This is a genomic window from Pseudomonas segetis, from assembly GCF_900188155.1.
Taxonomy (GTDB): Bacteria; Pseudomonadota; Gammaproteobacteria; order Pseudomonadales; family Pseudomonadaceae; genus Aquipseudomonas; species Aquipseudomonas segetis.
On sequence record NZ_FZOG01000002.1, the window covers coordinates 1,156,701 to 1,179,970 of the forward strand.

Below are 23,270 nucleotides of genomic sequence, written 5' to 3' on the forward strand. Positions count from 1 at the left end.
GCACATTTACGCGCAGTACCCAGCAAATTGATTTAGCCTAGACTCGAACACCCTGTTTTAACCAGGTGGATAAAATGCCGGGCATGCTTGGTGTTTTTGTATCTGCGCGACAGGCAACTGCAGTGATGCGACACCCTTGCACACTCAGCCCCGTTACCGGCTCCAGCCTGCTTGGCGCTCCACAAGACGCTGTGCTAGCTTGGCGCTTTACTAGGATGGCCAATTGATACTTGGCGCTAATCCAATAACAAGAGGACAACCCATGGCCGATGCAGCTGCCGCGCTGGAAATCCGCAACCTGCACAAGCGCTACGGCGACCTCGAAGTGCTCAAGGGCATTTCACTCACCGCCCACGATGGCGATGTGATCTCAATTCTTGGTTCTTCCGGCTCTGGCAAATCAACCTTCCTGCGCTGCATCAACCTGCTGGAAAACCCGCACCAGGGGCAAATTATCGTCTCCGGTGAAGAGCTCAAGCTCAAATCCGCAAAAAATGGCGGACTGGTTGCTGCCGATGGCAAGCAGATCAACCGCCTGCGCAGCGAAATCGGTTTTGTATTCCAGAATTTCAATTTGTGGCCGCACATGAGCGTGCTCGATAACATCATCGAAGCGCCGCGCCGCGTACTGGGTCAAAGCAAGGCCGAGGCGATTGAAACCGCCGAAGCATTGCTGGCAAAAGTGGGTATTGCCGACAAGCGCCACGTCTACCCCAACCAGCTTTCTGGCGGTCAGCAACAGCGTGCAGCCATTGCTCGCACACTGGCAATGCAGCCAAAAGTGATTCTTTTCGACGAACCTACTTCGGCGCTCGACCCGGAGATGGTACAAGAAGTGCTTAATGTGATCCGCGCACTCGCAGATGAAGGCCGCACCATGTTACTGGTCACCCACGAGATGAATTTTGCTCGTCAGGTTTCCAGTGAAGTGGTTTTCCTGCATCAGGGCCTGGTAGAAGAACAAGGAACGCCCGAGCAGGTGTTTAACAACCCTGACTCGGCGCGTTGCAAACAATTCATGTCAAGCAATCGCTAACACGGAGCAACATTGAATGCAGAACTACAAAAAAATCTTATTGGCTGCAGCCGCCACTCTGGCTTTTGGCACCAGCGCAGTCGCCGCTGACAAACTAAAACTCGGTACTGAAGGCGCTTACCCTCCCTTCAACCTGATTGACGCAAGCGGCAAAGTCGGCGGCTTCGACGTCGAAATCGGCCAGGCACTGTGCGCCAAGATGAAAACCGAATGCGAAGTCGTGACTTCCGACTGGGACGGCATCATCCCGGCCCTGAACGCCAAGAAGTTCGACTTCCTGATCGCATCCATGTCGATCACCGAAGAGCGTAAGCAAGCGGTCGACTTCACCGACCCGTACTACACCAACAAGCTGCAATTCATTGCACCAAAAGACAAAACCTTCACCACCGACAAAGCCAGCCTCAAGGGCAAGGTGATCGGTGCTCAGCGCGCAACCATCGCCGGCACCTGGCTGGAAGACAACATGCGCGATGTTGTCGACATCAAGCTGTACGACACCCAGGAAAACGCTTACCTGGACCTTGCCTCTGGCCGTCTTGATGGCGTACTGGCTGACACCTTCGTCAACTGGGAATGGCTCAAGAGCGATGCTGGCAAGAACTTCGAGTTCAAAGGCGACCCAGTATTCGACAACGACAAGATCGGTATTGCCGTGCGCAAGAACGACCCTCTGCGCGAGAAGCTCAACGCTGCTCTGAAAGAGATCGTCGCTGACGGCACCTACAAGAAGATCAACGACAAGTACTTCCCTTTCAGCATTTACTAAGCTGCTAGCTTTGCGCCGCCACTCACCTGGCGGCGCAAGCATCTGAGCCCCCATGAATTTTGACCTCTACGGATTCGGCCCCGCACTCGCTGCCGGTACCTTGATGACCATTAAGCTGGCGCTTTCTGCGCTGGTGTTGGGCCTGGTACTTGGACTGCTTGGCGCGCTGGCCAAAACATCGCCTTACAAGCCTGTGCAATGGTTGGGCGGTACTTATTCAACCATTGTGCGTGGCATACCCGAATTGCTTTGGGTGCTGCTGATTTACTTCGGCACCGTCAATATGATGCGCACCTTGGCCGACGTCCTTGGGCTTGAAAGCCTCGAACTCAGCCCTTTCGCTGCCGGTGTTATCGCCCTGGGCATTTGTTTTGGTGCCTATGCCACTGAAGTCTTTCGTGGCGCTATCCTGGCCATTCCCAAAGGCCACCGTGAAGCGGGCCAGGCGCTGGGCATGTCCAAGGCACGTATCTTCTGGCGCTTGATTCTGCCGCAAATGTGGCGCATCGCCCTGCCCGGCCTGGGCAACCTGTTTATGATCCTGATGAAAGACACAGCCCTGGTTTCGGTGATCGGCCTCAATGAAATCATGCGCCGCTCGCAAATCGCCGTCACCGCCAGCAAAGAACCCTTCACCTTCTTCCTGGTTGCAGCCTTTATCTATCTTGGCCTGACGATCATTGCCATGACAGGCATGTACTTCCTTGAGAAGCGCGCAGGTCGCGGGTTTAGCAGGAGCGCCGCATGAACTGGGAAGTGATCATCAAGTGGCTACCACGCCTGGCAGAAGGCGCGGTACTGACCCTGGAACTGGTTGCAATCGCGGTCATTGCCGGGTTGATCCTGGCAATACCAATGGGCATCGCCCGCTCCTCAAAGAACCTGCTGGTCCGTGGCCTTCCCTACGGCTATATCTTTTTCTTTCGCGGTACACCGCTGCTGGTCCAGCTGTTCCTGGTCTATTACGGCCTGGCTCAATTCGATGCGGTGCGCAATGGTCCGTTCTGGCCTATCCTGCGCGACCCATTCTGGTGCGCCGTGATTACCATGACGTTGCACACCACCGCCTATATTGCCGAGATTCTGCGCGGTGCGATTCAGTCAGTCCCGCAGGGTGAAATCGAAGCAGCGCGTGCACTTGGCATGTCACGCAGCCAAGCCATGCTGCGCATTATCCTGCCACGCGCGGCCCGCATAGGCCTGCCCGCCTACAGCAACGAAGTCATCCTGATGCTCAAGGCCAGCGCCCTGGCCAGCACAGTGACCTTGCTCGAACTGACCGGCATGGCGCGCACCATCATCGCCAGAACCTACCTGCCCGTAGAGATATTCTTTGCAGCAGGCATGTTCTACCTGGTGATTGCCTACGTCCTCGTCCAGGCATTCAGGTTGCTTGAGCGTTGGCTACGGGTAGACGCCTGCCAAGGTCGCTAAAACACTGCAGGCCGCAACGGCCTGCAGCCTGACGAAGACACGCCCATGCCAACCAAGGACCTAGCCGAGCACTTTGAGGCGCTAAATCGCTTCCTTGGCGATCACCAGGCGCTCTGGCGCCCGCGCCCATTCAGTGACCGGCCCATGGCCTGGGAACACACCTACCCGCAATTGGCGAACTGGCTGAAATCGCGCAGCCTGGCCCAGGCCGAGCAGGCCCAGGCTGAACCGCACACACTAGAAGCGCCTGAGCCCTTTGCGAGCCTGGCCAAGCAAGCCCGGGCGCTGTGCCATATCGCCCCGCTGCCACAGGTTGACAGTCCTCGATGGCCTAATCGCCTGAGCACCGACATTCCTGGTCGTAAATGGCTGCAAATCCAGGCATTCGCCAGCAGCCTGAACTTTGACCAGCCAACACGGCACTGGCTCGACTGGTGCTCGGGCAAAGGCCACCTGGGACGATTGTTAGCCCGACAAGGCCAAGCCCTGAGCTGTTTGGAACATGATCCCGAGCTTGTGGATAAAGGTGCGCGGCTCAGTCTAAAGCAGGGCATTAATGCCGAGCATATTGAACAGGATGTGCTGGCCCCAAACGCAATAGAACGACTCAAAAGCGAGCACACGGCAGTAGCGTTGCACGCTTGTGGCGACCTGCACGTGCGGTTGATGAAACTGGCGAGCGAGGTCGGTTGCCAGCAACTGGCAATCGCGCCTTGTTGCTATAACCGGATCGGCTCCCGCCACTATCAACCGCTGTCCCAACCGGCCAAGGCAGCAGGGCTTGAACTGTCCATACAAGACCTCGGCTTGCCCTTGAGCGAAACGGTAACTGCCGGTGCTCGCGTGCAAAAGCAGCGCGATATTTCCATGGCCCGGCGCCTGGCCTTCGACTGTCTACAGCGCGAAATACGTGGGCTCGACGAATATTTGCCCACACCACCGCTTGCCTCAGCCTGGCTCAACAAACCCTTCGCCGAGTTCTGTATCGACCTCGCCAAGCTCAAAGATATTGCATCCCCGCCGGCCACCACCGACTGGATAAAACTCGAAGCAAAAGGCTGGGAGTTACTGGCTCAGGTGCGCAATTTGGAGTTGCTGCGCAGTCTGTTTCGTCGACCGCTGGAAGTCTGGCTACTGCTTGACCGCGCCCTGTATTTACGCGAGCAAGGCTACGCCGTCCAGCTTGGTACCTTCTGCTCACGGGAGCTCACTCCGCGCAACCTGATGCTGGTCGCCGAACGTATCGCTTTTGCCCGATAAGGCTGTGGATAACTTTGTTGATAGATTCTGCAAAAGTCGTCCCAAAGCCGCTGAAATCCACCTTGCAAAAAACCGACCCAGTTTGACCAATAGCGAATTAGTAACAAAAACATAAGCTTGCATAGCAATGTGATGGCAAGCACATTTACCCCATACCAATTGATTAAATACCTAGCCATTGTGCATAAGGATTTTGCTGCTCATAGCCAAGCGTACAAAAAAACGCGCCTAAAGCCCTTGTCAGCCAGAAACTTATCTATATAATGCGCCCCACAAATGCCGGTATAGCTCAGTTGGTAGAGCAACTGACTTGTAATCAGTAGGTCCCGAGTTCGACTCTTGGTGCCGGCACCATATACAGAAAGGCCCACAGTGATGTGGGCCTTTTTTTGTGCCTGAAATACTTAGAATCCGACATAAAAACCCAATGTACAGCCTTCACACAGCTCATTGGGCTTGCATGTTAGGCCGGCAGTCCCACTTCCTAGACACCAAGACCTCGCCGTCCAGTTACTGCCGTTCTGCATTTTGCCGAACGCTGGGTCTGGCTCAACAGGAAAACCGCTCAGCCAGGTTCTGCGATTCGAAGTGCTCGACGAGACAGTCCACAAAGGCGCGAGTTTTCGCCGGAAGCAATTTATGCGCGGAGAAATACACCGCTATATGCCCCGCATCCACATACCAGTTGGGCAGCACCCGCAACAGGCTGCCTTGATCCAGATAAGGAAGGGCGTGGGGCAAACTGACCAGAGCGATGCCCAAGCCCATTTCCGCTGTGCGGCAAGCCGCATCCGGGTCGGTCATAGTGATGCGTGCCGGCAGTTCGATAGCCACTTCTGCGTTACTGAGATTGCGTAGCGTCCATGGGCGGACTCGCCCCGTTTGCGGAGAGCGAATCAGGATGCCGGTATGTTGCGCCAAGTCGCCTGGCACTGACACAGGAGAACGAGTGTCCAGGTAGCGAGCCGATGCCACCAGAACACGGCGGGCCGGTGCCAACTTACGAGCCACTACCCCAGGCGATAGATCCATCGCCCCACTGATGGCGGCATCGAAGCCTTGAGCGATCAGGTCGACCGGGCTGTTATCAAAATGCCAATCAGGCGTGATCGCCGGATAGCGCTGAAGAAATGTATCCAGCATCGGCAGGACGTAATCGCGCCCAAAGGTAACGCCCATGCTGACCTTAAGTGTACCCGCTGGCTGCCCGGCTGAGCTGGCCAGGTTGGCGACGGCGTGTTGAATGCTGCTCAGTCCACCGCGGACTTCGAGCAGAAATCGCTCTCCGGCTTCCGTCAAGGTCAGGCTACGGGTACTTCGCTGGAACAGGCGCACACCGACACTGGCCTCCAATTTGGCCACGTTCTTACCCACTGCGGCGGGTGTTATGCCCAGGCGGCGTGCGGCTTCGGCAAAACTTCCGGCCTCCGCGCTGCGCACAAAACAGTCGAGCCCCATGAGCGTTTCCATATCATCTCCGTAAACCAAATGGATCGAGTGAATAGAGTGATTGATGGCTTATCAATATGCAATCGGCGGCAGATACTCGTTTCATCCGGGCAAGTCGCCCGTTCAATCGGAGCAACGAGCATGTCTAGCATCACCTCTTCCAGCAGTAACAACCTCACTGGCAAAGTCGCCCTAATCCAGGGTGGCTCACGGGGCATCGGTGCCGCTATCGCCAAGCGCCTGGCCCACGAAGGCGCGGCAGTGGTCATTACCTATATAAGCGCGGCAGAAAAAGCTGCCGAGTTGGTACGAGACATCGAGGCGGCTGGTGGCCGTGCCCTTGCCATCAAGGCTGACAGCGCCGACGCCGACGCAGTTCGTAGCGCCGTCAGCCAGACGTTAAGCCACTTCGAGCGTATCGATATTCTAGTGAACAATGCCGGAGTACTGGCGATTGCACCGATTGAAGATTTCAGCCTGGACGATTTCGACCGGACCCTGGCCATCAACGTACGTAGCGTGTTCGTTGCCAGCCAGGAAGCCGCACGGCACATGACCGAAGGTGGTCGCATCATCACCATCGGCAGCACCAATGCAGACCGCATGCCATTCGCTGGTGGCAGTGTCTACGCCATGAGCAAGTCGGCCATTGTTGGGCTGACACGCGGTATGGCGCGTGATCTGGGGCCTCGCGGCATCACAGTGAACAATGTGCAACCAGGGCCGGTGGACACCGATATGAATCCGCAGAACAGTGACTTCGCGGAAACCTTGAAGGGCCTGATGGCAATTGATCGCTACGGGCGCGCCGAAGAAATCGCTGCATTCGTTGCCTACCTGGCCGGTCCTGAAGCCGGTTATATCACCGGGGCCAGCCTCTCGATTGATGGTGGCTTCTCCGCATAAGCCACAGGCATTCCCATAAGCCCCGCAGAGCCTCACCTGCGGGGCTTATGGCGACGTAATGATTACCAGTAGCTCCGGGTATCGCAGTGTCTCTGGCTAGCAACACAAGGCGGGTATATGCAGCGCCCGACCGCCTGGAGCGATACGGCCTGCCACGCGAACCATGTGAGCAGACGAGCCACCCTATCGAGGTCAAAAACATGATCAACAGCCTTGTGCACTAGACTATGTAACTCATGGATTTGCACTCAATAACCCGCAGTTGATTGTCATCGTCTGACCCTCGACTGCATCAGAAGGGAGGTTGTGTCATGTCTCGACCACTGCCAAAGGTTGTGTCCCAACAAGACTGGCAAGCAGCGCTCGACCAACTGCTTGTAAAAGAAAAAGAGCTCACCCGCGCCCGCGATGCCCTGAATGCCGAGCGCAGAAAGCTGCCAATGGTAAAAATTGAACAGCACTACTCGTTTGAAGGACCGAAGGGAACCGCATCCCTGCTTGATCTATTCCAGGGACGGCGCCAGCTCATTGTCTATCACTTCATGTTTGGCCCCGATTGGAATGCCGGGTGTGACGGCTGTTCATGGGTTGCGGATGCGATGACTCACCCGGCCCACCTGCTTGCCCGTGATACATCATTGGTGATGGTTTCTCGTGCGCCCCTGGAAAAGCTCGAAAAGTATAGAACCCGCATGGGCTGGTCCGATGCTATCCCTTGGTATTCGTCATACCGGAGCGAGTTCAACTACGACTTCGGCGCTACCACCCAGGCAGGTGAAAAGCATGGTGCCAGCGTATTTATCCGTGACGGCGACACTGTTTATCGAACCTATTACACGGGCGCACGCGGTGTTGAATACCTTGGCACGCACTGGAGCTACCTGGATTTGACTCCTTATGGGCGTCAGGAGAACTGGGAGCAGTCCCCGCCAGGCTGGCCGCAGACCGAACCCTATGGCTGGAATCGGCGCCACGACGAATACGAGCTGTAATAGCCGATCACGCAAAATGGAAAGCGCGCTTTACATGCAATACAGACCAGGCTAATGTAAAGCAGCCTTTCCACAGAGCAAACGGCATGACCAAGTACTATTACGAACTCGGTGGCGCAATCGCCCTCTACATGCTGGTTCTGGCAGTATCGCTCCTGTTACTTAGCCAGTACCAGGACGCCCCGTTGGCGTTACGCATATTGATCACCCTGGCGCCGATGATTCCGGCTGGCTTGCTCTGCTGGGCCATTGTTCGGCAACTGCATCGCCTTGATGAAATGCAGCTGCGCATTCAGTTTGAGGCGCTAGGTTTTGCATTTGCAGCGTCAGCTTTACTGACCTTCAGCTATGGCTTCCTGGAAAATGTAGGCGCCCCTCACCTGTCATGGCTTTGCGTGTGGCCGGTAATGGGGGCGACTTGGATAATTGGACTGATGATCGCCAAGCACCGCTATCAATGAAAAACAGACTCAGGGCGCTTCGCGCCGAACGCAAATGGTCTCAGCAAGATCTGGCCTCAATGCTGGGCGTCTCACGCCAGACAATCAATGCGATTGAAAACGGTCGATATGATCCCAGCTTGCCGCTGGCATTCCAGATCGGACGGGTTTTCCAGCAACCCATCGAAAGCATTTTCGATGATGAAGCGCCAACGTCTTGCTGAGTTGATTCGGACCAGATGGCCTCCCCACAACCACCGCCCAGCTCTAGACAGGGCCAAGCGGTGCGAGGATGCCATCTCAAATCTTGAATTGCTTGGTCAGTTGGTTCAGGCCCGTGGCCAGGGTCGATAGTTCAGCCGTTGCCAGCGCTGTCTGGCTGGCGCCCTCGGATGTCTCCCCTGAGAAATCACGAATACTGACCAGGTTCCGATCAACTTCACGGGCGACCTGAGCCTGTTCTTCTGCCGCCGTCGCTATCATAAAGTTGCGTTCGTTTATCTGAGTCAGGGATTCAGTGATATCAACAAGGGCCCTGCCTGCGCTATGCGCCATTTCAAGGGTTTTCTGAGCCTGCGCATTGGTTTGCGACATGGACAACACGGCATTTGAGGTTCCGGTCTGGATCGAACTCACCATCTGCTCGATTTCATGGGTCGATTGCTGGGTCCGGTGTGCAAGCGCCCTGACTTCATCCGCGACGACGGCAAAACCTCGACCGGCCTCGCCAGCTCTTGCCGCCTCAATCGCAGCATTCAGCGCCAGTAGATTGGTTTGCTCGGCAATGGCCCGTATCACATCCAGCACCTTGCTGATGTCGGTCGCCATCACCACCAGTGACTGCACCTCGCTGGAAGTTGCCTCGACATTGGAGACCACGAGGTTGATCGCACTAACCGTTTCATCGACCTGAGCCTTGCCCGCTGCAGCCGCATCACTCGATTGCGAAGTCATCTGCGATGTCGAGGACGCATTACTGGCAACTTCCTCGACAGCAGCACTCATCTCATTGACGGCGGTCGCTGCCATTTCAATTTCATGGCCTTGGCGTTGAATTGTCTGTGCAGCTCCTTCGGTGACTGCATGCATTTCCTCCGAGGTTGCTGCCAATTGGGTTGATGAGTCGCTAATCGTTGCCAGGGCCTCACGCAGCTTGGCCTGCATGGTGGCTAATGCTGCAATCAACCGCGCCGGTTCATCCGAGCCATCAACGGTGATCTGCTGACTCAAATCATTGGCGGCAATACGTTCAGCGATTACCAATGAGTAACCGATGGGCACCGTTAGGCTGCGGGTGTAGAGCAAGGCGAGAATCACAGTAGCGGCAAAACCAATGGCGATCGAGACCCAAACCATTATCTGGGCTTGCAGGTAAATGACATCGGCCTCGATACCTGCCTGCCTCGCCTTTTCTTGATTGACCTTGGTCAACCCATCCAGGGCAGACTGGACCTTCTGCGCGGCCTGCCGCATCTCGCTGCTTGATAGATCGACAGCAGCCTCTAGCTGCCCAGCCTCGATTGTCGCCAAGTATCTATCTTGCACAACTGTGTAGGCGTCGCGTGTTTTGACAAACGCATCATATGCTTCGCGCCCGCCTGCAGTGGTCACGAATGGCAGTAGCGACTTCATAAGACCGCTTATCCGCACCCTGGCTTGCTTGATATCATTGAGCGCCTTGGTGGTACGTGCTTTAGGTTCGATAGGGTTGCGCAGGCGAGCATTATTGGCTCGGATCCTCGCGAACTCTTCACCCACCTCGCCGACGATTCTGATACTGCTAAGGACGTTGACCTCAACGTACATTTCAAAGTCGTTAAGCTTGTTTGCCTGGTATAAGGACAGCAGTCCAATCGCCACGATAATCAGACAAAAAAAGCCAAAGCAAATAACCGAACGGGGAGCCAATTTCAGTCTTCGTAAAATCATCACAGTACCCTCCTTGGTTGGTAACTAACCTATCGTTACCCCCGGAGAAAAACTTTACTTAGATAACAACGAAGCCACTGACTGCTAGGCAAAAGTTCTGCATGATCGAATATCCAGGCATCAGGAACGGCCCTCGGATTATTCGTTATCCAGCTTCATTAACGGCTCCTGGACATCGAGCGCTTGCGGTATTGGCTGCTTAACTGCTGGGCCAGTTCTATGAAATGGGTGATCGGCGGCGATTGGTTAAAACTGCGGCACAGCAATGTGACAGGCGCGGTCAATCGGGGCTTGGCATCGCGTATACGACAATAGACGACGCTCCCCTCATGAAAGCCCTGCATGGAAGCCGGCACCACCGAGATGCCTGCACCCGCGGCCACCAAACTGACGTTGGTCAACATGCGTTCAACCTCAAAGGCAATCGTCGGTTCAAAACCGGAGTTGCGGCAAGCCTGCACGAGGTTGGCATACATGCCGGGTGCCCCAGGGCGACGAACCAGGATAAAGCGCTCATCCACCAGATCGGCCAACGACACACTCATTTCAATGGCGGACGATTGCCCTTTGAGCAACGGGTGACCTGAAGGCAGGACCAGCAATAATTCTTCATTCAACAAGTGCTGGTACTGAGCAGCCTTGGGGTGCGCGACAGGCGCGCGAAGAATGCCGATATCGGTACGCTCGGCCATGACGTTTTCGGTCAGCTCGCTGGCATTGCCCTCATGCAAACTGATATCCACCCCTGCATAGCGCTCACGATAGTTGCGGATAATCTGCGGAATCAGCGGGTGTGAAGCTGCCGAACTGGTGAAGCCGACGCTCAATGTGCCTTCTATGCCCTGAGCGGCTCGCGCCGCCTTGAGTGAACCGAGTTCGACCCTACGCAGAATATCCTTGGCCTCGCCCAGGAACACCTTGCCACCCGCAGTCAGCACCACACCCTTGGGGTGGCGTACAAAGAGATCAAAACCAAGCTCCTGCTCCAATGCACGAACCTGTTGACTCAAGGGTGGCTGCTGCATGTTGAGCCGGGCAGCGGCACGGGTGAAATGTTGCTCCTCGGCGACCATGACGAAGTAACGAAGATGACGCAATTCCATGACCAGTTCACCATGTGTCGAATGAGTAACTGCGCTGCACGATACCGAATCCACGAGTGATGGGATAGGATGTCAGGCCCCAGTCTGCGCAGGGGGTCAAACCAATAATAATTAAGAACTGCTGATGTTCAGAGTTGTACGATCAGGCCTTGCTCAGTTAGTGCTGGCGGTAGTGCTTGGTAGCCTCCTGGGTGTCTGGAAGCCCTCGCTGGCGATCGAGATGAAAGCCTTCAGTGACCTGTTTATTGCAGTGGTGCGCTTGATCACACCGATTGTGATGTTCGTACTTATTGCTTCAAGCGTCGCCGGCTTGCGAGGTTACGGCGCGAGCTTGAAGCTTGGCCTGAGCACGGTTGGCTTTTGGCAATTAATGTCGCTGTTGTCCTTGCTTTGTGGCTTGTCGGTTACCTTGTTCCTGCAACCGGGTGTGGATATGCCCATGGCTGAGCAAGGCTTCATATACAGGCCTGCAACTGTTGATCTTGTCTCTATCGAGCACATTCCCTCCTTGCTCGCCACTGCATTTGGCCACAGCATTATTTTCAAGGTGCTGCTCGCGGCGCTGGTTGCCGGACTCTTGCTCGGCCTTTTAGGTAACAAGGCAATCCGACTCAGGCAGATGCTTGATGATTCTGTCGGGCTGGTGTTTCGGGTAATGCGATTTATTATTCGCTTCGCCCCGCTGGCGGCTTTTGGCGCCATCGCCTTTACCATCAGTGCCTACGGCACCGCCGCGACCATTCCCCTGGCCAAATTCATTGCCACCGCCTACACCGCAAGCCTGCTCTATATTCTTGTGGTGCTCGCATTTGCGCTGGGCTTGAGTGGCGTCAGCCTGTGGCGGCTGCTTGGCTACATCAAGGAAGAACTCTTTCTGGTCGCTTCCACTGGCTCATCGGTGGCTGCATTGCCTCGCCTGATCGACAAGCTGGAAGCCGCAGGCTGCAACAGCAAGCTTGCACGCCTGACGCTGACTACCGGCTATAGCTTCAACCTCAATGGTTCCAATATCTACTTGATGGTCGCGGTGATATTTCTCGCCCAGTCGGTTCATATCGAGCTCACCCCACAGTTGCTCCTGAGCATTTTCCTAGTCTGCTTGCTGACTTCGCTGAGTGCTACCTCTGTCGCCGGTTCGGCGTTTATTACCCTGACCGCTACCCTGAGCGTGCTGCAAATATTGCCGCTGGAAAGCATTGGCATCCTTATCGGCGTTGAACGCATGATGAAGTGCCGCTCACTGACCAATGTACTGGGCAACTGCGTTGCCTGCTTGACGCTCGCCAGTTGGAATAACGAACTGGATAGACAGAAGCTGGCCCAGGCTCTGGGCTGAAGACTGGAGTCGATCGCGGCTAGACCTTCCATATCCCAGGCACAAGAAAACGACCGGCATTGTGCCGGTCGCTTGCTGGTCGCAGTGGCAGCCTGGGTAATCGCTAGTTAGCGGCCTTGACCAGTTTGCCAAATGCCTTGTCCAGTTCAGCATCGGCATCCAGCAAGTGCTGACGGTGCCTGGTCATCCAGTTGCGGTCAGATTTCAGGTTTTTCTGCGCTTCTGCCAGCATGCGTTTTACCTCTGCTGGCTGTGGACCGCCCGTGCCCTTGCGTGACTCCACCATGGCGCGCGGCGATAAAGTCGCCCGGAAAGCGGCCTCATCCAAAGGCAACTTCTCCAACTCCCACTTGTATTTCCTGGCCGCCTGGGTGAAGAGCTTTTGCGCATCGGCATAGGGGAAGTTTTTCGGGAAATAACCTTCCTTGCGCGCTTCGCTCACAATCAGCGAAGCAAAGCTGTGGCCAATACGAAACGGCACCTTGTATTCACGCTCCAAGGTATCGGCAAGCTCCATGGATGTGGTCCAGTCGGAATCCAGCTCCTCCATTGCACGCTCAGGGTTGATCACCAATGCGGCCAATACCTTGTCCAATCGCTTGAACATCTGAGTCGCCGAAGTGAACAGGCCAAGTGAATCGAAAGCGGCTTTATAGTCGGTCATGCCGGTGGTTACGTTGTGAGCACGAATAGTGGTTGCATTCGCCAACCCAACCACATCGGATGCAGATTCACGGGTGCGCATCAGCAAGCCAGGGTTACGCTTCTGGGGCATGGCGCTGCTGGTGTAGGTCGAACCTTCCTCTAGCAGCAACCAAGGGCGCGTCTGATGATATTGGGTGTGGATATCACCAATCATGGCGCCCACCCGGATAGCGGAGGATGAAGCAATACCAGCCGCTTCCAACGGAATATCAAAGGTCGAAACCTGCCCCGCATCAAGGGAGTTTTCGCGCAGGCCATCAAAGCCCAATAACTCAGCCAGGCGCTCACGATTCAAGGGCCAGCCAGAATTAGCCAACACAGCAGTGCCCATCGGGCTTAGATTCAAGCGCGCATAAAGCTCGTGGATACGTTGTGCGTCCCGCTCGAATGAAGCTGAAAATGCCAGCAAGTAATGTGCATAGCTGATCGGCATGGCCTGCACGCCATTGGTGTACGCCGGGACCAGCGTATCGACATTTTTCTCAGCGATCTTGAGCATGCGTTCGCGCACCTTGTTCAAGGCATCGCTGTAATCCAGAACCTGGGCGCGCAGCACCGCCAGACGATAGGTTGCGTACATATCCTGGCGGCTGCGCCCTGAGTGAATCAGGGAGGCCTGCGGACCAATTTTATCGACCATGATTTTCTCAACCTGCAGCACATCGCTGGGCCGCTTGCCGCCAGGTTGCCTGGCCTGGTCGATCACATGCTGCACGCCACCGGCAATCAGATGGCCAAGTTTGGGCGTGACCACGCCCTCTTCGGTGAGCATTACGATAGAAGCCTTGTTGATGCGGTTCATCCAACTGAACTGTTCCTCGTAGGCGCCCCCCTTGCCGCTGTGCTTGTCCACTGTTGCGCCGATTTTCTCGGCTTGGGCGGCGCACTCAGCTGTGGTCCGGCAAGGCAGCTCTGCCGTGTTGGCAGCCTGGACACCATAGGAGAAAAAAATCGAGTAGGCGACAGCAAGGTGGATCAGGTTCTTTCTGAAGTTCATGTTGCGTTCCTTCCGTACAGTTCGGATTGGTCATGCCCAGCACTTGGGCGATGACTAAAAAAACAGGGGCAGTCCAACCGGGCCTAGAGCAGCGCGAGGGTATAGCTGAAGATCAAACGGTTCTGATCGATATCGTTGCCACCATTGCTGCGGTAGGTGCCGTTGCGCCACTTGATCCCGAAATCCTTGAACGGGCCACTCTGCACGACATAGGCAATATCGGTGTTGCGCTCCCACTCCTTGCCCTCGCGGCCAGGCGAACGGACAAAGTTGTCACCGCTGGTGTAGCGAGTCATAAAGGTCAGGCCGGGCAGGCCAACCGCCGCAAAGTTATAGTCATAACGTGCCTGCCAGGAACGCTCCTCCGGGCTGGCAAAGTCAGCGGAAATCATTACGTAGTTGACCAGGTAAGAGTTGGTGCCTTCGATGTGCGGAAAGCCAGTCTTGCCATTCATTTCCTGGTAATTGACCCCGAAGGAGTGACCGCCAAGGTTGTAGATCAACTTGGCGCCAAAGGCCTTGTTGTCGATATTGGTCTTGCCGTCATTACTGGAGTAGGCATAGCGGATGTCCGTCTCGAAAGACTGCTCATCACCCAGCGGATATTTGTATTTGATATTGGCGATGTGCTGGCGGTAGTTCTTGTCCAGATGGGCGTAGTTGTAGCCCGTCGTGAGGTTTTTACCCCACTTGTAATTCGCCCCGGCAAAGTTGAATTCATCACTCTCCTGCCCGCCCTGAATCCCCTTGCCAGCAACGGCCATGTCATCGTTAGAGCTAGAGTTACGCAGACTGTTCTGGGTCAGGCGACCAAGATCCACAGTCAGGTTGTCGATATCCTTTGACTGCAACTGCGCGCCCTGGAATGTCTGCGGCAGCAGTCGCGAATCATTAGGTAGCACAGTTGGCAACTTGGGTATCAGAGTGCCAACACGCAACACGCTCTTGGATATACGCGCCTTGGCCGCTGCGCCTAATTGGCTGTACTCATCGGGCGCTTTGTCGTCACCCACTGGCAGCAAACCGGTGTTTTGCCGGTCGGGGCCGGAATCAAGCTTAACGCCGAGCAAACCTATGGCATCGACCCCGAAACCCAGCGTGCCTTCGGTAAATCCCGAGCGGTAGTCGAGGATGAAACCTTGCGCCCACTCGTCGCGCAGCGACTGCCTGGCACCTGGCTGGTGATAATCGCTGTTGAGGTAAAAGTTACGTAGCTCGACTGAGGCTTTGCTGTCTTCAAAGAAAGCTGCATTGGCAGTAAGGGGAATAGCTAAAACCGAACTGGCGGCGAGCACAGTTTGGACACGCAAGTGGCATCTCGTCATGATTGTTGCCTCGTTTAATTGTTTTTATTTGAGCTGTCAGGCAAGTGGCAGCAAACGAGATGCTAGAGACAAAAAATCAAGATTTAAAATATATGTAAAATATCTAATCGATACTTAAAAAATATTTATATAGCCAGGCACTTGCCTGGAAACGCCCATAGCGTCAGGCCTGCTGCTTGAATTGGACGAAGGCGGGAAGTAATACTCAGGCGTGCCTGTAGGCATCAATCATATTGACCATGTCATCGGCCAACGCCTCAATCTGAGCATTGGGGATATCGCGCTCGGCAAATACCCGCAAGCCGATCATTTGCGCCTGAAGCAAACGTGCCAGCCTTGGGCAATCAACCTCTGGGCGCAATTCGCCCGCAAGCCGGGCCTGCTCCAGGGCCATGCAGATGCGTTGTTCTACCTGTGCCAGAACAGCGTCGGCCTTGGCCAGCAGTTGCGCATCTTCCGGATTGATTTCGAGCAGGGTCTTGACCAGCATGCAGGCTTGCGCCGGCGCCTGGGCATTGCGCACACAGGCGAATGAACGCAGGTAGCCCTTCAATCCGTCAATGACAGTGGGCGCCTGGTCGAGCATCAAACGGAAGTTCTCCCCCGTGCGTTCCACATAGGCATCCAGCGCTTCGATGAACAAGCCGCTCTTGCTGCCGAAAGTCGCATAGAGACTACCGGGACGCATATCCAGCGCCTGCTCGATATGCTTCATGGAGGATGCGTAATAACCCCTGGACCAAAACAGTTCGACAGCGCGTTCCAGCGCGACTTGGCGATCAAAGCGGGCGGCACGGGGCATGGCGATCCTTGGGAAGCAGTGACTTGTTTTTGAGTGATCGCTCAATTATAGCTTGATCGACCGCAAACTCTCAATTAACGTGGAGCCATATTTGAACGATCCTTCAAAAATGCCCCGGCAAGAGGATTTCCCGATGCCCACACGCAAGCCACTGCCAATCATAGTTTTTGATGTGAACGAAACCCTGCTCGACATCACCGCGCTGAACCCCGTGTTTGAACGCATATTTGCAGACTCAACGGTGCTGCGCGAGTGGTTCGCACAGCTGGTCCTTTACTCACAAACCATGACCCTGAGCGGCCTTTATCGTCCGTTCGGCGAGCTTGGCGCTGGCGCATTGGAGATGCTCGCCACGATTTACGGCAAAACCATCAGCCATGCAGATCTCGACGAACTCAAGCAGCGCATGAGTACCATGCCCGCCCATGCCGACGCAGAGCCAGCACTGAGGCTATTGCGCGACGCGGGTTTTCGCCTGGTGACGCTGACCAACTCGGCCAGCAGCCCTGCCCCAAGCGCACTTGAACGGGCTGGCTTAAGCGAGTTCTTTGAACGCTCATTCAGCGTGGAATCGGTAAAGAAGTTCAAACCCGCCCCACAAACCTACCAACTGGTGGCCGAGCAGATGAAGGTGCAGCCAAGCGAGCTGATCATGGTTGCCTGCCATCTGTGGGACACCATCGGCGCACAAGCTGCCGGATGCAAGGGCGCCCTGCTGACACGACCACACAACGCAATACTGCCAGCAACCGGCGTGCCTGTACCTGACTACGTTGCGAGCCAATTCAGTGAGTTGGCGCAACTGATCATCGCCGACGCACACCCAGCTGGCACTCATTAAGCCGCTAGGCTCAGATCCACTATCGCTCAATAGAGGAACGCACAATGCAAGATGACTCCACCTACACCCCACCCGCCGTCTGGACCTGGGACAAAGAAAGTGGCGGCAAGTTTGCGAGTATCAACCGCCCGATTGCCGGCCCGACTCACGAAAAAGCCCTGCCCGTCGGCAAGCACCCGCTGCAACTCTACTCACTGGCAACGCCCAACGGGGTCAAGGTCACGGTGATGCTTGAAGAGTTGCTGGAGCTGGGGCATTCAGGGGCGGAATACGATGCCTGGTTGATTGATATTTCAGAAGGTGACCAGTTCTCCAGCGGCTTTGTCGAGGTCAATCCCAACTCGAAGATTCCCGCGCTGATGGATCACAGTGGCGCCAGCCCGGTACGGCTGTTCGAGTCCGGTTCGATCCTGCTGCACCTGGCCGAAAAGTTTGGTGCACTGCTGCCAAGCGAGCCCAAAGCCCGGACTGAAGCCCTCAACTGGTTGTTCTGGCAGATGGGCAGCGCGCCATACCTGGGTGGCGGCTTTGGGCATTTCTATGCCTATGCGCCAAGCAAGTTCGAGTACCCGATCGACCGCTTCACCATGGAAACCAAACGCCAGCTCGACGTGCTGGATCGCCAACTGGCCAACAACCGCTACATCGCCGGCGATCAATACAGCATTGCGGACATCGCCATTTGGCCCTGGTACGGCGTGCTCGCCCTGGGCGGTTTGTACGATGCCGCCGAGTTCCTGCAAGTGCAAGGTTATGAGAATCTGCAGCGTTGGGCCAAGGACATTGCCAGTCGTCCTGCGGTAAAACGCGGGCGTATGGTCAATCGCACCTGGGGCGAGCCGCACGAGCAACTGCGCGAACGCCATGATGCCAGCGACTTCGACAATATCGCCTAGCTGCGTGCGGAGTTAGTCTCACTCGGACAGGTTTTGCCCGAGTGAGAACTCAATGCTCAGGCAAGCGCTTTTATTACGCTCTGTGCATAATGCGCAGCATGAGTCGAGCAACCACCCATTCAACTGTCCCCCGTCGCCTGCGCTGGCGCAGCTTGCTGCTGCTAGGGCTTGTGCTCGCGCCACTGTTGTGGCCGCTGCAAATTGTTATCGAGCGTTACTACCGCGAACAGTTGGCTGAGCAGAGGCAGCAGATTCTCGACCTCTATGTTGCCAACCTGCTTGGCACCCTCAATCGCTATGAGGTTTTACCGCCGATTCTGGGTCAACTGCCAACCTTGCGCCAACTATTGGGCCAACCCGACTCGGGAGCTAAGCGCGATAACGCAAACCGCTTGCTCAATGACTTAAAAGAACAAACCGGTGCCGATGTTATTTACTTGATGGCGCCCAATGGACAAACCCTGGCGGCCTCCAACTGGCAGCAGGACGACTCCTTTGTCGGGCGCAATTTCTCTTACCGCCCCTATTTTCGCGAAGCGCTGCAGGGTCGTCCCGGCCGCTTCTTCGGACTGGGAACCACATCGGGCAAGCGCGGTTACTTCTTTGCCGCCGCCGTGCGCGACACAAGCGGGGTCATTGGCGTGCTGGTGGTCAAGGTCGATCTCGACCACACCGAAACCCTGTGGGGTGAACGCCCGGAACGCTTGCTGGTGACCGACAATTACGGCGTAGTAATTCTGACCTCGCATCCGGGCTGGCGCTTCCACGCAACCCGAGCGCTGGACAATGCCGAACGCGCAGCGATTACCGACACACAGCCCTATCAAATTCAATCACCGCCACCGTTGAAGCTTCAGCCCGATGCGTGGATGCAGCAATCGCGCAAACTCGACAACATCGGTTGGACGGTAAGCATCGTTGCGCCCCGTGCGCTGCTTGATCGCCCAGTGCGCAGCGCAGTCGCTGTCGGCGGCGCGGCCTTATTGATGCTGATACTGCTGCTCGGTTTGCTGATGCAGCGGCGGCGCCACTATCTTGAACGTATTGCCCTCGACGCCCAGGCACGCCTGCAACTTGAGCAGCGGGTACTGGAGCGCACCCAGGACCTTGAGCAACTCAACAGTCGCCTGCGCCTTGAAGTGCTTGAACGAGAAAACGCCCAGCAAGAGCTGGTTCGAGCACAGGATGAGCTAGTCCAGGCCAGCAAGTTGTCGGCGCTCGGCACCATGTCTGCAAGCATCAGCCACGAACTCAATCAACCGCTCGCGGCCATCCGCAGCTATGCAGAAAATGCCGGGGTGCTGCTCGACCACCAACGCAATGACGATGCCCGCCACAACCTCAAGCTGATCAGCCAGCTGACCGAACGCATGGCATCGATCATCTCGCATCTGCGCGCCTTCGCCCGCCGCGACCGGCATGCCCCGGAAACCGTCGCCCTGCAACCCGCCATTGATGATGCCCTGGCCCTGCTGGCCAAGCGTCGCCGCGCCATGGACGTAGAGTTGATTCGCGACCTTCCAGATGCAACCCTGTGGGTCCAGGCTGGCGAAACGCGCCTGCGCCAATTGCTCGGCAATTTATTGGCCAACGCGCTGGATGCACTCAGTGAATGCCCGCAGCCGCGTCGGATCTGGATCAGCGCAGAACTGACCGAAACCACCCTGGACCTGCATCTGCGTGATAATGGCCCGGGTTTCAGCGCCGAAGCCCTGCAGCGCGCACTGGAACCCTTTTACACCACAAAAACCAGCGCCCAGGGCCTGGGCTTGGGTTTGGCCATTTGCGAAGCCTTGATGCGAGCCCTGGGCGGCGAACTGCGCTTTGCCAATCATAAAGATGGCGGCGCCGTGCTGACCCTGCACTTGCTGCGCAGCGACAACACCATGAACAAAGACCATTACAACGAAAGCTGAGCCGCCACTGGAAAACCCTTGAACCAGATCAATTCCTGCACTGCTCAGACTGGCTTAATCTAGGTGGCTGCACCCGCTCCATGGTGCCAGCCATCAGGTGAGCGGTTGCAAAGACTCTAGAATTGCCACAACCGACATTTACCTGCCCATTAACATGGATTGTTGATGCTCAACCCTGAGGTTTTGCTCCATGACCACCCTCGACGCCCGTACTCAGGTTTTGCTGATTGATGATGATCCACACCTACGCCAGGCACTCAGCCAGACGCTTGACCTGGCAGGCTTGCAGGTCACCAGCCTGGCCAATGCCCAGGACATCGCCACGCATATTGCCCGCGATTGGCCAGGCGTGGTGGTCAGTGATATCCGCATGCCGGGCATTGATGGGCTGCAACTGCTCAAGCAATTGCAGGAACAAGACCCCGAGCTACCCATTCTGTTGATTACCGGCCATGGAGACGTACCGCTCGCCGTACAAGCCATGCGCGCCGGGGCTTATGACTTCCTTGAGAAACCCTTTGCCAGCGAAGATCTGCTCGACAGCGTGCGCCGTGCGCTGGCCTTGCGCCGCCTGGTCCTGGACAATCGCAGCCTGCGCCTGGCCCTGACCGACCAGCACCAACTGACCGCGCGCCTGGTTGGTCAATCAATCCCCATGCAGCGCTTGCGTGAGCAAATCGGTGCGCTCGCCAGCATCAGCACCGATGTATTGATCTTGGGAGAAACCGGCTCCGGCAAAGAGGTGGTCGCACGTGCCTTGCATGACCTGTCCAGCCGCCGCGACGGGCCATTTGTTGCGATCAACGCCGGAGCACTGGCTGAGTCAGTGGTTGAAAGCGAGCTGTTCGGCCACGAGCCTGGCGCCTTTACGGGCGCGCAGAAGCGCCGCATCGGCAAGTTTGAGTTTGCCAATGGCGGCACGCTGTTTCTCGATGAAATCGAAAGCATGAGCCTGGACGTGCAGGTCAAGCTGCTGCGCCTGCTGCAAGAACGGGTGGTCGAGCGCTTGGGTGGCAACCAATTGATACCTCTGGATATCCGTATCATTGCCGCAACCAAGGAGGACTTGCGCCAAGCGGCGGACCAAGGCCGTTTCCGAGCTGACCTTTATTACCGCCTGAATGTGGCGCCGCTCAGTATTCCATCGCTGCGCGAGCGCGGTGACGACATCCTGCTGCTGTTCCAGCACTTTGCCGACAATGCCAGTGCACGCCACTCGCTGGCCACTCGCGCCCTGCAACCTGCGCAATCGGCGCAATTGCTCCGTCATAGTTGGCCAGGCAACGTGCGCGAGCTGCAAAATGCCGCCGAGCGATTTGCATTGGGGCTTGGCCTGGGCCTTGAACAGGTGATTGATGAGCCGCCGGTACAGAACCCCCAAGGCGAATCACTGAGTGAGCAGGTTGAACGCTTTGAACGCTCGATCATCGCCGCCGAACTCAATCGCTCGCACAGTTCGATGCGCAGCCTGGCCGAAGCCTTGGGCGTGCCCCGCAAGACCCTGCACGACAAATTGCGCAAACATGGCCTCAGTTTCGCTGACACTGGCGAAAGCTCGCCAGATAGCGCGGACTAACTGGCGAAAAACCGCCACCTCTAATAGCCAACCAACTATTGCTATGCGAATCTCGCATAGCAATAAAATATCATCGTCAACCTCAACATAGATAAAAGCCAGTAACAACGGGTGTTATTGGAATTACCCACTGAAATTGCTAACTGTTTTTCGCACAAGCAATACACTGGCATGGCCGTTGCTCTACCCTTTGCAGGCGATACAACAAATACAAGCCAGGTAATCTCTGCCATGCGCCCGTCATTTTCTGACAAGCAGCCTAGACTTGTTGTTGTTCGCCCGGTTTTCGCGCTACGGCGCTCAACGCTATAAACACAACAAGAGGAAGTATTCGCATGTTCAAAATGACTGCCAAGGCACTCGCATGTGCCCTGTCGCTGAGCATCGCCGGTATGGCCCAGGCGGCCGACCCGATCGTGATCAAATTCTCCCACGTCGTAGCCGACAACACCCCTAAAGGCCAAGGCGCAAACCTGTTCAAGAAACTGGTTGAAGAACGCCTGCCAGGCAAAGTAAAGGTAGAGGTTTACCCGAACTCGTCGCTGTTCGGTGACGGTAAAGAAATGGAAGCCCTGCTGCTCGGCGACGTGCAACTGATCGCTCCATCGCTGGCCAAGTTCGAGCAATACACCAAAAAACTGCAGATTTTCGACCTGCCGTTCCTGTTCAACGATATTCACGCCGTCGACAAATTCCAGCAAAGCCCACAAGGCCAGGAACTGCTGACTTCGATGGAATCGAAGAACATCACAGGCCTCGGCTACTGGCACAACGGCATGAAGCAACTGTCGGCCAACAAGCCACTGCACGAACCTAAAGACGCTCGCGGCTTGAAGTTCCGTGTACAGGCTTCTGCAGTACTTGAAGAGCAATTCAAGGCAGTGCGCGCCAACCCACGCAAGATGAGCTTTGCCGAGGTTTACCAAGGCCTGCAAACTGGCGTTGTAAACGGTGCGGAAAACCCGTACTCGAACATCTACAGCCAGAAGTTCAACGAAGTTCAGAAGTACATCACCGAATCCAACCACGGTGTACTGGACTACATGCTGATCACCAACACCAAGTTCTGGAACGGCCTGCCTGAAGATGTACGCACCGAACTGGACAAGATCCTGATTGAAGTGACCGCTGAAGTGAACAAGCAAGCCGAGATCCTCAACGAAGGTGACAAGCAGCGCATCATCGACGCTAAAACCAGCGAGATCATCACCCTGACGCCAGAGCAGCGTGCTGAGTGGCGCGATGCCATGAAGCCAGTCTGGAAGAAGTTTGAAGGCGACATCGGTGCTGACCTGATCAAGGCCGCTGAAGCTTCGAACAACTAAGGTGACCTGGCCGCAATTGCGGCTCGAAACCCGGTAGCGCGCGCCTCCAGGGCACGCGCTACCGGGCCCCAAGCAAGATCGCGGGTTACCACGGTCTTCGCCCCTCACCTTTGGAGATCTTATTGATGAACGCCTTGCGGCGCGTTTGGGACCACTTCGAAGAAGGCTTTATTGCCTTTTTATTAGGGTCGATGACGCTAGTAACCTTTACCTACGTAATCCTCAACAATCTC

Annotated in this window: 21 protein-coding genes, 1 tRNA gene and 1 pseudogene; 17 read left to right on the plus strand and 6 right to left on the minus strand. The window is 56.1% G+C overall.

Annotated features, from left to right (window positions below; translation table 11 throughout):
* Nucleotides 1-262: 262 nt before the first annotated feature.
* The 6 genes from CHB79_RS11160 to CHB79_RS11185 all read left to right on the plus strand — a co-directional run bounded on the left by CHB79_RS11160 (nucleotide 263) and on the right by CHB79_RS11185 (nucleotide 4,853).
* Nucleotides 263-1,036, plus strand: a complete 774-nt coding sequence (locus CHB79_RS11160) for an ABC transporter ATP-binding protein (protein ID WP_089359905.1) — start codon at nucleotides 263-265, stop codon at nucleotides 1,034-1,036.
* A gap of 16 nt (nucleotides 1,037-1,052) precedes the next feature.
* The gene (locus tag CHB79_RS11165; RefSeq protein ID WP_089359906.1) at nucleotides 1,053-1,805 is read left to right on the plus strand and encodes an ABC transporter substrate-binding protein; all 753 of its coding nucleotides are present in this window, start codon (nucleotides 1,053-1,055) and stop codon (nucleotides 1,803-1,805) included.
* Nucleotides 1,806-1,857: 52 nt separating this feature from the next.
* Nucleotides 1,858-2,553, plus strand: a complete 696-nt coding sequence (locus CHB79_RS11170) for an ABC transporter permease (protein WP_010488641.1) — start codon at nucleotides 1,858-1,860, stop codon at nucleotides 2,551-2,553.
* A complete protein-coding gene (locus tag CHB79_RS11175; RefSeq protein ID WP_089359907.1) occupies nucleotides 2,550-3,239 on the plus strand; it encodes an ABC transporter permease in 690 nt (229 codons plus the stop codon). Before CHB79_RS11170 ends, CHB79_RS11175 begins: the two co-directional genes overlap by 4 nt.
* Before the next feature lie 45 nt (nucleotides 3,240-3,284).
* A complete protein-coding gene (locus tag CHB79_RS11180; RefSeq protein WP_089359908.1) occupies nucleotides 3,285-4,499 on the plus strand; it encodes a methyltransferase in 1,215 nt (404 codons plus the stop codon).
* Between the two features lie 278 nt (nucleotides 4,500-4,777).
* Nucleotides 4,778-4,853 (plus strand) — tRNA-Thr (locus CHB79_RS11185).
* Between the two features lie 195 nt (nucleotides 4,854-5,048).
* Here CHB79_RS11185 and CHB79_RS11190 read toward each other — a convergent pair.
* Nucleotides 5,049-5,969 (minus strand): LysR family transcriptional regulator, encoded by a 921-nt coding sequence (locus CHB79_RS11190; RefSeq protein ID WP_089359909.1) that lies wholly within the window; start codon nucleotides 5,967-5,969, stop codon nucleotides 5,049-5,051.
* 120 nt (nucleotides 5,970-6,089) lie between these two features.
* Between CHB79_RS11190 and CHB79_RS11195 the strand changes: the two genes are divergently transcribed.
* The 4 genes from CHB79_RS11195 (at nucleotide 6,090) to CHB79_RS11210 (ending at nucleotide 8,510) form a co-directional block, all read left to right on the plus strand.
* Nucleotides 6,090-6,854: a 3-oxoacyl-ACP reductase family protein gene (locus CHB79_RS11195; RefSeq protein ID WP_089359910.1), complete on the plus strand. Its 765-nt coding sequence runs from the start codon at nucleotides 6,090-6,092 to the stop codon at nucleotides 6,852-6,854.
* A gap of 311 nt (nucleotides 6,855-7,165) precedes the next feature.
* Nucleotides 7,166-7,846 (plus strand): DUF899 domain-containing protein, encoded by a 681-nt coding sequence (locus CHB79_RS11200; RefSeq protein ID WP_089359911.1) that lies wholly within the window; start codon nucleotides 7,166-7,168, stop codon nucleotides 7,844-7,846.
* An 86-nt stretch (nucleotides 7,847-7,932) separates the two neighbouring features.
* On the plus strand, nucleotides 7,933-8,307 hold the full coding sequence (locus tag CHB79_RS11205; RefSeq protein ID WP_089359912.1) for a hypothetical protein: 375 nt from the start codon (nucleotides 7,933-7,935) through the stop codon (nucleotides 8,305-8,307).
* Nucleotides 8,304-8,510 carry a helix-turn-helix transcriptional regulator gene (locus CHB79_RS11210; protein WP_010488672.1) on the plus strand — a complete coding sequence of 69 codons (207 nt, stop codon included), beginning with the start codon at nucleotides 8,304-8,306 and terminating at the stop codon, nucleotides 8,508-8,510. Before CHB79_RS11205 ends, CHB79_RS11210 begins: the two co-directional genes overlap by 4 nt.
* A 76-nt stretch (nucleotides 8,511-8,586) precedes the next feature.
* On the opposite strand, the gene CHB79_RS11215 is transcribed toward CHB79_RS11210, so the two are convergent.
* Both CHB79_RS11215 and CHB79_RS11220 read right to left on the minus strand, forming a co-directional pair.
* Complete coding sequence (locus tag CHB79_RS11215; RefSeq protein ID WP_089359913.1) at nucleotides 8,587-10,215, minus strand: methyl-accepting chemotaxis protein; 1,629 nt, start codon at nucleotides 10,213-10,215, stop codon at nucleotides 8,587-8,589.
* Nucleotides 10,216-10,373: 158 nt separating this feature from the next.
* The gene (locus tag CHB79_RS11220) at nucleotides 10,374-11,318 is read right to left on the minus strand and encodes a LysR family transcriptional regulator (RefSeq protein WP_089359914.1); all 945 of its coding nucleotides are present in this window, start codon (nucleotides 11,316-11,318) and stop codon (nucleotides 10,374-10,376) included.
* Between the two features lie 124 nt (nucleotides 11,319-11,442).
* Between CHB79_RS11220 and CHB79_RS11225 the strand changes: the two genes are divergently transcribed.
* Entirely contained in the window at nucleotides 11,443-12,654 is a 1,212-nt protein-coding gene (locus CHB79_RS11225) for a cation:dicarboxylate symporter family transporter (RefSeq protein WP_089359915.1), read from the plus strand.
* 103 nt (nucleotides 12,655-12,757) lie between these two features.
* Here the strand turns inward: CHB79_RS11225 and CHB79_RS11230 are convergent, their stop codons facing one another.
* The 3 genes from CHB79_RS11230 to CHB79_RS11240 form a co-directional block, all read right to left on the minus strand.
* On the minus strand, nucleotides 12,758-14,356 hold the full coding sequence (locus tag CHB79_RS11230) for an argininosuccinate lyase (RefSeq protein WP_089359916.1): 1,599 nt from the start codon (nucleotides 14,354-14,356) through the stop codon (nucleotides 12,758-12,760).
* Nucleotides 14,357-14,439: 83 nt separating this feature from the next.
* Complete coding sequence (locus tag CHB79_RS11235) at nucleotides 14,440-15,681, minus strand: OprD family porin (RefSeq protein WP_089359917.1); 1,242 nt, start codon at nucleotides 15,679-15,681, stop codon at nucleotides 14,440-14,442.
* Between the two features lie 205 nt (nucleotides 15,682-15,886).
* On the minus strand, nucleotides 15,887-16,483 hold the full coding sequence (locus tag CHB79_RS11240) for a TetR/AcrR family transcriptional regulator (RefSeq protein ID WP_089359918.1): 597 nt from the start codon (nucleotides 16,481-16,483) through the stop codon (nucleotides 15,887-15,889).
* Between the two features lie 133 nt (nucleotides 16,484-16,616).
* On the opposite strand from CHB79_RS11240, the gene CHB79_RS11245 reads away from it, so the two are divergent.
* From CHB79_RS11245 to CHB79_RS21915, 6 genes and pseudogenes are all read left to right on the plus strand, one after another.
* On the plus strand, nucleotides 16,617-17,324 hold the full coding sequence (locus CHB79_RS11245) for a haloacid dehalogenase type II (protein WP_089359919.1): 708 nt from the start codon (nucleotides 16,617-16,619) through the stop codon (nucleotides 17,322-17,324).
* Between the two features lie 44 nt (nucleotides 17,325-17,368).
* The gene (gene yghU, locus CHB79_RS11250; RefSeq protein ID WP_089359920.1) at nucleotides 17,369-18,220 is read left to right on the plus strand and encodes a glutathione-dependent disulfide-bond oxidoreductase; all 852 of its coding nucleotides are present in this window, start codon (nucleotides 17,369-17,371) and stop codon (nucleotides 18,218-18,220) included.
* Between the two features lie 98 nt (nucleotides 18,221-18,318).
* A complete protein-coding gene (locus CHB79_RS11255; RefSeq protein ID WP_089359982.1) occupies nucleotides 18,319-20,136 on the plus strand; it encodes a sensor histidine kinase in 1,818 nt (605 codons plus the stop codon).
* Nucleotides 20,137-20,326: 190 nt separating this feature from the next.
* Complete coding sequence (locus CHB79_RS11260) at nucleotides 20,327-21,712, plus strand: sigma-54-dependent transcriptional regulator (protein WP_089359921.1); 1,386 nt, start codon at nucleotides 20,327-20,329, stop codon at nucleotides 21,710-21,712.
* A 335-nt stretch (nucleotides 21,713-22,047) separates the two neighbouring features.
* The gene (dctP, locus tag CHB79_RS11265; RefSeq protein WP_089359922.1) at nucleotides 22,048-23,037 is read left to right on the plus strand and encodes a C4-dicarboxylate TRAP substrate-binding protein DctP; all 990 of its coding nucleotides are present in this window, start codon (nucleotides 22,048-22,050) and stop codon (nucleotides 23,035-23,037) included.
* Nucleotides 23,038-23,162: 125 nt separating this feature from the next.
* Nucleotides 23,163-23,270 (plus strand): annotated as a pseudogene (locus CHB79_RS21915) (C4-dicarboxylate ABC transporter); the annotation flags it as partial.